Source organism: Colwellia sp. BRX10-9 (assembly GCF_014077405.1).
GTDB lineage: Bacteria > Pseudomonadota > Gammaproteobacteria > Enterobacterales > Alteromonadaceae > Colwellia_A.
On the sequence record NZ_JACGVV010000019.1, the window covers coordinates 43641 to 53210 of the forward strand.

General features: G+C 39.0%; 7 protein-coding genes and 1 pseudogene. 6 read left to right on the forward strand and 2 right to left on the reverse strand.

Going from position 1 to position 9570, the window contains the following annotated elements; translation table 11 throughout:
- Position 1 precedes the first annotated feature (1 nt).
- From astE to H4J69_RS12240, 4 genes are all read left to right on the forward strand, one after another.
- Positions 2–1105, forward strand: coding sequence for a succinylglutamate desuccinylase (astE, locus tag H4J69_RS12225; protein WP_182244913.1), 1104 nt, complete (start codon positions 2–4; stop codon positions 1103–1105).
- A 243-nt stretch (positions 1106–1348) separates the two neighbouring features.
- Positions 1349–2533 carry a thiamine pyrophosphate-dependent dehydrogenase E1 component subunit alpha gene (locus tag H4J69_RS12230; RefSeq protein ID WP_182217711.1) on the forward strand — a complete coding sequence of 395 codons (1185 nt, stop codon included), beginning with the start codon at positions 1349–1351 and terminating at the stop codon, positions 2531–2533.
- Entirely contained in the window at positions 2533–3510 is a 978-nt protein-coding gene (locus H4J69_RS12235) for an alpha-ketoacid dehydrogenase subunit beta (protein WP_070376283.1), read from the forward strand. The genes H4J69_RS12230 and H4J69_RS12235 overlap by 1 nt, the downstream gene beginning before the upstream one ends.
- Positions 3511–3520: 10 nt before the next feature.
- Positions 3521–5113 (forward strand): dihydrolipoyllysine-residue acetyltransferase, encoded by a 1593-nt coding sequence (locus H4J69_RS12240; RefSeq protein WP_182217709.1) that lies wholly within the window; start codon positions 3521–3523, stop codon positions 5111–5113.
- 81 nt (positions 5114–5194) lie between these two features.
- Here H4J69_RS12240 and H4J69_RS12245 read toward each other — a convergent pair whose 3' ends face one another.
- Entirely contained in the window at positions 5195–5944 is a 750-nt protein-coding gene (locus H4J69_RS12245; protein WP_182244912.1) for a hypothetical protein, read from the reverse strand.
- A gap of 154 nt (positions 5945–6098) precedes the next feature.
- Between H4J69_RS12245 and H4J69_RS12250 the strand changes: the two genes are divergently transcribed.
- Together H4J69_RS12250 and H4J69_RS12255 are read left to right on the forward strand one after the other, a co-directional pair.
- On the forward strand, positions 6099–7940 hold the full coding sequence (locus H4J69_RS12250) for a protein kinase domain-containing protein (RefSeq protein ID WP_182217705.1): 1842 nt from the start codon (positions 6099–6101) through the stop codon (positions 7938–7940).
- 1 nt (position 7941) lies between these two features.
- On the forward strand, positions 7942–8316 hold the full coding sequence (locus tag H4J69_RS12255) for a VOC family protein (protein ID WP_182217703.1): 375 nt from the start codon (positions 7942–7944) through the stop codon (positions 8314–8316).
- A 112-nt stretch (positions 8317–8428) separates the two neighbouring features.
- Here the strand turns inward: H4J69_RS12255 and H4J69_RS12260 are convergent.
- Positions 8429–9457, reverse strand: a pseudogene (locus H4J69_RS12260) (anti-phage deoxyguanosine triphosphatase).
- Between the last annotated feature and the right edge of the window lie 113 nt (positions 9458–9570).

Here is a 9570-nt window from a genome sequence, read left to right on the forward strand (position 1 = left end):
TTTGAATAAATTACAAGTAGTCTTACAAGAACAACAGCAAGCGTTACAATCTACGGGTGACTTTCTCGCCTTAACTCGTGCAAATGAGTGGTCAATAGCAGGACGTTTTTCCTTTCAAGTTAAACATCAAGAAAGTAATAGCGAAACAAACGTTACCGTACTTGATACCGGTCTTATTACTTTTGAACCCGTTGAACTGCAAACATCTAATAAAGACATTGTGCTCTCTAGTGCCGTGCACGGTAATGAAACCGCGCCAATTGAAATTTGTGCTGAGCTCATTAAAAAGCTTATTTTAGGAGAGCTTGCTTGTACCGAGCGTGTACTGTTTATTTTCGGTAACCCAGCTTCTATTAATATTTCTGAACGTTTTATTGAAGAAAATATGAATCGTTTATTCTCTGGTGGCCATTCTGCTGATCAGGGACAGGGGGCGGGTTTAATTAATAAAGAACGCCACCGTGCTTTATTACTTGAAAATACCGTACGAGATTTTTTTCAGCAAGGTCAAAGCTTATCCAGTAATAAAGACAGAGAGCGTTGTCATTACGATTTACATACCGCCATTAGAGGCTCAAAAAACGATAAATTTGCGGTTTATCCTTTTCGACATGGTAAAGCTTGGAAAAAATCTCAACTTCAATTTATGCATGCGTGTGGGGTAAGTACTATTTTACTTTCGCATTCACCCACCACGACCTTTAGTTACTTTTCATCAAATGAATTTAATGCTGACGCTTTTACTGTGGAATTAGGCAAAGTGATGCCCTTTGGTGAAAATGACATGGCTAAATTCGTTCAAGTTAAAGAAACACTAACGCGTTTGATTTCAGGACAAGACTTGTTGCTAAAAGACTATGATGAAAATGACTTTAGTATTTATGAGATCTACCAAACCATTAATCGTCAGGGTGAAAACTTTGCTTTAAATTTTTCTGATAACGTTGAAAACTTTACTGACTTTCCAAAAGGTACCGTACTCGCAATAGATGATGGTAACGAGATCAAAACAGATAAAGTCGGGGAAGCAATTATCTTCCCTAATGCTAATGTTGCTATTGGGCAGCGAGCATTATTAACCGTTATTCCCACATCTATCGAATAATGGTCATGCTTATGTAAACTTTTATGGGCATATTGATGATATTGCCGTATGCCCAAAATTTTACTTAGCTCACACAACTTGTGTTTCAGTTTACGTAAAGGTAAAGTACGTTCGATTATTTACAGCAGCTCATTGCGCAAAACCCAAAAAGTACTAAAACTAAGTACACTTACATTAAGAATAATGGGTATAGCAAATCCTGCAATGAACATATTCCATAAGACAAGAAGAGAAGAGAAGGCTATGAACACTGACGTATATAAAGAAAGTCCGGTGGTACATCAACCCGCTTTTATTGATGGTCATTCAGTTGAAATTCCCATCCTCAAAGTATTACAACAAGACGGCACCGTATATGAAGGTGCTGAGCTTCCTGAAATTGATCAAGAATCAGCAACAAAAATTTATAAAACGTTAGCGTTTCACCGTGTACTCGATGAGAGAATGGTCGCATCGCAACGTCAAGGTCGTTTAAGCTTTTACATGACCGCACTGGGCGAAGAAGCCGCAAGTGTCGGTGGTGCTGCCGGTTTAAAACCTCAAGATATGATCATGGCGCAATACCGAGAGCAAGGTGCATTAATGTATCGTGGTTTCTCACTTGAAAACTTCATGAATCAAATGTTCAGTAATGAAAAGGATTTAGGCAAAGGTCGTCAAATGCCCATTCATTACGGCAGCCGTGAATTAAACTACATGACGATTTCATCGCCACTAGCTACTCAAATACCACAAGCGACCGGTTATGCATATGGCCAGAAGATACAAGGGCTTGACGCGGTAACAATTTGTTATTTCGGTGAAGGCGCTGCGTCAGAAGGTGACTTCCATGCGGGATTAAATATGGCAGCAGTACATCGTGCTCCTGTTATCTTTTTCTGTCGTAATAACGGCTACGCAATTTCAACACCTGCAGATGAGCAATACGCAGGTAATGGTATTGCTTCTCGTGGTGTGGGTTACGGAATTAAAACGATTCGAATCGACGGCAACGATATACTTGCGGTTTTAAAAGCGACACAAGATGCTCGTACTTATGCTTTAGCAGAAAACAAGCCAGTACTTATTGAAGCCATGTCTTATCGTTTAGGTGCACATTCTACCTCAGATGATCCTTCTGGATATCGTACGCGTGAAGAAGAAGCTAAATGGCAAGCACATGATCCTATTCTTCGTATGAAAAATTGGATGTTAGCGAATAAGTGGTGGGATGAAGCACAAGAAACAACCTTGTTTGATAAATTACGTGAAGAAGTCTTAGCGGCAGTAAAAGTTGCTGAAAAAATTGATAAACCACCCGTTGAAGATTTAATCACTGATGTTTATGATGAACCACCAACGCTATTAAAAGCACAACTTGCCGAGCTGAAAGTACATATTAAAAAGTATCCAGAAGCCTACCCATTCACCGCGGGGAGAATTAAATAATGGCACAAATGAATTTATTACATGCAATTAATAACGCACTTGAAATTGCAATGACAGAAAATGAACGCGCTGTGTGTTTTGGTGAAGATGTTGGCCATTTTGGTGGTGTTTTTCGCGCAACCAGTGGCTTACAAGAAAAATTTGGTAAATTACGTTGTTTTAACACACCTCTAGTTGAACAAGGTGTTATTGGTTTTGCTAATGGTTTAGCAGCTCAAGGCAGTGTGCCTATCGCTGAAATTCAATTTGCTGATTATATTTTCCCTGCTTTCGATCAAATTGTTAATGAATCCGCAAAGTTTCGCTACCGCAGTGGTAATGAATTTGATGTGGGTAATTTAACGATACGTACACCATACGGTGGCGGTATCGCGGGAGGCTTATATCATAGCCAATCACCAGAAGCTTATTTTGCTCATACACCGGGCTTAAAAGTTGTTGTACCTCGTAACCCTTACCAAGCAAAAGGTTTATTGTTAGCGTCTATTCGCGATAAAAACCCGGTTATCTTTTTTGAACCTAAGCGTTTGTATCGTGCCTCTGTGGGCGAAGTGCCTTTAGAAGACTATCAATTACCCCTTGGCAAAGCTGAAATTGTTACGCCAGGTAGTGATATCACGTTATTAGCGTGGGGCGCACAAATGGAAATAATAGAGAAGGCGGCTGAAATGGCTGCAGCTGATGGTATTTCATGTGAAATCATAGATTTACGTACTATTTTACCATGGGATATTGAAACGGTTGTTAATTCTGTTACCAAAACAGGACGCTTAGTTGTTAGCCAAGAAGCGCCATTAACGGCGGGTTTTGCTAGTGAAATTGCAGCAACGATTCAAAAAGAGTGTTTCTTACACCTTGAGTCACCGATTGCACGCATCTGTGGTATGGATACACCTTACCCATTATCACTAGAAAAAGAATATGTTGCCGACCACTTAAAAGTGTACGAAGCCATTAAACACAGCATAAATTACTAAGGTTTTTGTCATGAGTATTGATTTTATTCTACCCGATATTGGTGAAGGTATCGTTGAATGTGAGCTAGTTGAATGGCTAGTTAAAGAAGGCGACGTTATTGTTGAAGATCAGCCCATTGCTGATGTGATGACAGATAAAGCGCTGGTACAAATTCCGGCGATGCATAATGGTACGGTTACTAAGCTTTATTACGCTCAGGGCGATATTGCCAAAGTACATCAGCCACTTTTTTCAATGACAACCGATCAAGAGCAGGCACCTTCGCCTGTGCAAGCAAGCCCAGTGGTTGCTGCGCCAAGTTCGCCAGTTGCTGAGCATTCAGTTGCGGCTTCGACTCATGGTGAGCCAACACTTGAACGTGAAGACTTTATCTTACCTGATATTGGTGAAGGTATTGTTGAGTGTGAACTCGTTGAATGGTTAGTTAAAGAAGGTGATGTGATTGTTGAAGATCAACCCATTGCTGATGTAATGACAGACAAAGCGCTAGTACAAATTCCAGCGATGCATAACGGTACTGTGACTAAGCTTTACTATGCTAAAGGTGAAATTGCGAAAGTACATGCGCCTTTATTTGAAATAGAAAAACTGGCGGCTAATGGCCATCAGAATGCAGTTGTCGCGGCAGAAACTCTTGAAACGCCAACGGTTTCTGCCGTTGAAAAAGTGGCTTTAACAACTATTGCAGCAGCTGTTGAGAAAAAGATTATTAACAGTAAAGCTGTTGCTAGCCCGGCGGTGCGCCGTGTAGCTCGCGAATTAAATGTTAATATTCATGAAATACCAGGCAGTGGCAAGAAAGGGCGTGTTTATAAAGAAGACGTTGTTTCTTTCACTAAAGCGCCAGTTATAAGCACTGAAAATGTAGCGCCAGTTGTTGCGGTGGCACAAAGTGGCGGTAAACGTGTTGAGCCTATTCGCGGTATTAAAGCGGCGATGGCAAAGGCTATGGTACGTTCAGTGTCAACGATTCCTCACTTTACTTATTGTGAAGAAATTGACATGACGAATCTAATGGCGTTACGCAGCGGTATGAAAGACGCTTATGCGAAACAAGATATTAAATTAACTATGATGCCGTTTTTCATGAAATCGATTTCTTTAGCATTAAAAGAATTCCCGATTGTAAATACGCAAGTTAATGATGATTGTACTGAAATTACTTATTTTGACGATCATAATATTGGTATGGCAGTTGACTCTAAAGTCGGCTTACTCGTCCCTAATGTTAAGCAAGTACAGAACAAATCTATTGTTGACGTTGCTAAAGATATCATGCGTTTAACTGACTCTGCCCGTGCAGGTCGTGTTGGTGCAGAAGATTTGAAGGGTGGAACTATTACCATTTCAAACATTGGCGCGATTGGCGGCACGGTTGCTACACCGATAATCAATAAACCTGAATCAGCGATTGTTGCGTTAGGTAAATTACAAAAATTACCACGCTTTAATGATAAAGGTGAAGTTGAAGCACGTTACATTATGCAAGTAAGTTGGTCTGGTGATCATCGTGTTATTGATGGCGGTTCAATTGCCCGTTTTTGTAACTTGTGGAAATCATTCTTAGAAGAGCCAAGCAATATGTTGATGCATATGTCTTAGTTTGACGCTTTTTGATATTAAAAAAAACCTGCTCATGCAGGTTTTTTTGTTTATGGTGGTATCGGTTCTCAAGGAGACGTTTTATTGAGTGAAGAAAGCATAGATAGAGAGTTCATTATCTTCATTTGACTTTGTTGACGTTGAAAATGATGAGAATTTCCACCATGTTTGTACCGATAAGTCTTTGATAATATTGTCCCAAGCATCTTCTTGTTTTTCAGTCACTAGAATTTCGCAATAAGGCTGTTTACAAATAACTGATATTAAATCTACGTTCATGCCATCATAGTGGGTTAGTACAAAGTCTGAAATATTGTTTTGCATATTATAACCCCAATCTAAATCGTCTTCTTTTTGATGAAAATCGTAGATGTCATTTCTTGTTTTTCCTCGAAATGAACTCAAGAAAAATTTGAAGGGCTCTGGAGCTAGTTTTTCCATTTCTTCGTCGGTTGCTTCACTGCCATCAAATTCACTTAATTGATATTTCAATGATGATACTTTACGTTTAGATTTTTTATATTTGTCTTTTAATAATTGATGCTCAGCGATTAAATCTAGGTGCTGCTGATTTAACATTTCCTCATCGTCAACAGTTGTTAATGTCTGGTTATTGGTGACTTGTGGTTGGACTTGAGTAGCGACAACGGTTTGATCGAGTAAATCCGGAGCGACTTTAAATTTTGATATCTTTGCGGTTGGCGGTGTCTTAACTGCCATTACCGTAGGATGAGCCAAATTATCTTGATAACTTTCTGTGCTCAACGATAAAAAACCATAGCCGAGTATTGCTCCAACAGCCAAAAGTATCAGTGCTTTTAGTAAATTCATATAAATCCTTTTATCTATGTTTTATTATTTTTTAAAGATATTACCTCAATAGAATTATCTTTCAAGCGCTTAAATTTAAGCGGGAGCTTTGAGTTAACATCAAGTCACTTTAAAGATATACTTTTTAGCAGAGCAAGCATTGTTAGGAAATCACGTGCACGAAAATAAACTGCAACATTTTTATATTGCCGAAGAGCAATCGGTTTACTTATTAAACACTAAAGACGCTACTAAATTAAAAGTTTGGGTTGAATTATGTCAGCAGCAATTAAGTTTACTGGGCTATAAAAATATCGCCTTATTGGGAAAGGGCGCCTATGGGTTTGTGTTTAATGGTGATGATGACTTAGGGAATGCCTTCGTTTTCAAATTTTCACGGATGAACTTACCGCAACACGTACAAGACAGACTAGCAGAAGAAGCTGAAATTCAAGGAGAGTTATCGCATCGACGCATCCCTAAAGTTGTTAAATATTACAAAATTAAGCGCCAATCTATCGTGCATATGGAACGAGCGCCGGGCATCGATTTAGAGAAATATTCTCAACAGCATGGGCCGTTAGCGCCTGAACTTGTCGTTAATATCGCGATTCAACTCGCTGAAATTTTGCTTTATTTACGCAACCCTAAAAAACACAGCAAAGGGAAACCCTATGTTCATGGGGATATTAAACCCTCGAATGTTGTTTTTAATGAAAAAACGGGCAAGGTTTACTTAGTCGACTGGGGCTCTGCTGTTGTTGCGCAGCTAGATGCTACTGGGCAAAATACCGCGAATAGTGTCATGGATTTAATGAGTAGCGATTTGCAAAATACTAATGCGCGTTTAGGTGATGTTTACTTTATTGGTCAAGACCAAATAAGTGGCGCAATGTCTTCGCCTCGCTTTGATGAACAGGGGTTAGCGGCAACTATTTATGCGATTGCGTCAGGTCAATCGTGTCGATATGGTCATCAGGTTATTTCTCCGCTTTCATTGGGTTTACCAAAGTTACTGGCGAAAATTATTGATGCTATGCTCAGCGACGATCTCAAAACACGTAATAGCGCCGGTGATTACTTTTTTAAACAGTTACCTTATTTAAAACGCATGGTCATGGCCAAAAAGCATACGGCTTTCGATGCTAAATTACTTATTCCTGTTTGGTTAAAATCTAAAACAGACAAAATTTTTGATACTGTGGTTTACGGTTCGAGAAAATCTTTTTTAAGAGAGTCTACCGAGAGTGATGAGTTAAACGAGATTGATGATGCGCAACTAGAAAAATATTACAAAAACTTTTTGATGGGCATGGGCGATACCGAAAAAGCATTTATTGCCGCAGTTGGCCGGCTAGGTAATTTTCCTGTGGTTGGTGGTTTAGCGATACGTTGGCAGGCCGATGGTGTTTATATTGATTCTAACTTAACCTTGTTTGACCCTAATCTTAATGCTTCTTTTCAAAGTGCTGTCAATAATATGGTGCATCTCGCTCAAGGTATTCACCGCGTTGGTATGTTTAAGAGTTGTTTATTTAATGCCAGAAATACTTTGCATGTCGAAAGACAAAGTAGTGAGCACGACTTCATTGCTGAGTTGGGACAGGAGTTTTCATTTGAGATCAGTGATGTTGCTGAGGTAGATGATATTACACGTTTGCATTCATACTTTGAAGACGGTAAAGACCCCGATGAATACCTCTATCTACCCGATGAAATAATGGCTGTATTAGGACGTTTAAATCTAATTCATCATACGGGCTGTATTATTTTTGAAGTCTTGCCCACTCACTTAAAAATTCATAGTTATTTAATGTTACTTAACCATGAAAAAAAGCAAGAATTTGCCGAGTGTTTAGCTGAAATTATTACGCTATTACCAACAATTCAAGGTCAGGGAATATCAGGCTTTATGAAGTTACCCTATAAAGATACCCGATATTTTGAACATATCAGCACCTTGCCTGAAAAGTATTATCCAAGAAACCCAAAAATAATTGAATCAGTGGAGAAATAAAATGAGTGACAAAATAGGTGAAATGGCTTGGTTAGATTTAACGGTAGACAATGCCACTGAGGTGAAAGATTTTTACCAGCGCGTTATTGGTTGGCAAGTTGAAAACGTGGCGATGGGCGATCATAACGATTATGTCATGAAGAGTCCTGATAGCGGTGAAGCTATCAGTGGTATTTGTCATGCTAAAGGAGTGAATGCTAGTATGCCTGCGACATGGTTACCTTATTTTTTAGTTAAAGATATTCACGCTGCCGTTGCAAATGTTATCGAGCTTGGCGGCGAATTGCTCACTGAAATAAAGCAGGTAGGTAAAGATAAGCATGTGGTGATTAAAGATCCCGCAGGTGCTGTTTGTTCACTCTATCAGCAAGGTTGAATTAAGCTTTATCTATTACGCTAATTTTTATCAGTATCGACCGTTTTACTTTTAGCGCGCACAGTAAACAATGAAGCCGAGTCAATATCTAGCTTCATTTTTTTGCTTAGAGTTAGCGCTCACTTAGTGGGAATGAACCACTGGGCAGGAACAGTCGCTGATAAAGATGAGTAGCATAGTCATCCGTCATCCCTGAGACATAATCAGCAATTACTCGATGTTCGTTCAAGTTATGCGTTTTTGCATAAAGTCAACGCTGCTTGGTATGTTTAGGCAATAATCGAGCGGGATCACTGGCCAGTGCTTCAAATAACTCCATCACTATTTGTTGCCCACGATATTCGAGTTGTTGAATACTGGTTTGTTTAATAACAAATGAGAAGACAAAGTCTTTGAATATCTGTAGTGCCTTCGCGGCATTAACTGGTAGCTTAGCGTTGTAGCGTAATAAGGGTTCAGTAAAGCTTATTGTCGAGTTTTCATTTAAATCAGCTAAATATATTTCGGTAATTAAATAATTGACTAAGCCGCCAATCGCTTCTTTTTGAATGTAGTGTTGTTCATTAAAAAGCTTTGCTGTTAAACGTTGACAATAATCTTGCAACCAAGGTTCATCGATTGCTTTAAGTTTAGTGATAACTTCTTGTTCAAAATCTTGCTGGCTGACTACACCTGTAACTATTGCGTCTTCTAGGTCATGAATACCGTAAGCTATATCGTCAGCGAGCTCCATAATTGAACAATCGAGTGATTTAAATATTGTTTTGTTATGTTTGTTTTTGGTTTTTTTTATTGATTGAAAAAGAGCGCGATCATCAGCAGATAATGGCGATAAAACCCAATCAAACATTTCAGTGTCATCACTATATAAGCCTTTGGCAGGATGCCAGTCAGCCGCTTTTAATTGTCTAAAACTGTGCGGAGCAACAGGTAAAGGTAATTGTGTTAACTCGGTTAATAGTTGTGGGTATTTTATTAAGCCTAATAATGTTCGGCGAGATAAATTCATCCCATAAAACTCACTAAAGGGCTCTAAGTGTGAAACAATGCGAAAAGTTTGCCCATTGCCTTCAAAGCCGCCATGGTTACGCATCATATAATTAAGAGCAACCTCACCACCGTGCCCAAATGAAATGGACAGCCTACAATAATATTAATAAATGTATGTTAAAACTTGGGTGGTCTGTTATTGTTTAACGATACATGGCCTAAATATGTATGTTATTGAGTTGTTATCGTAAAGAAAGGATATTT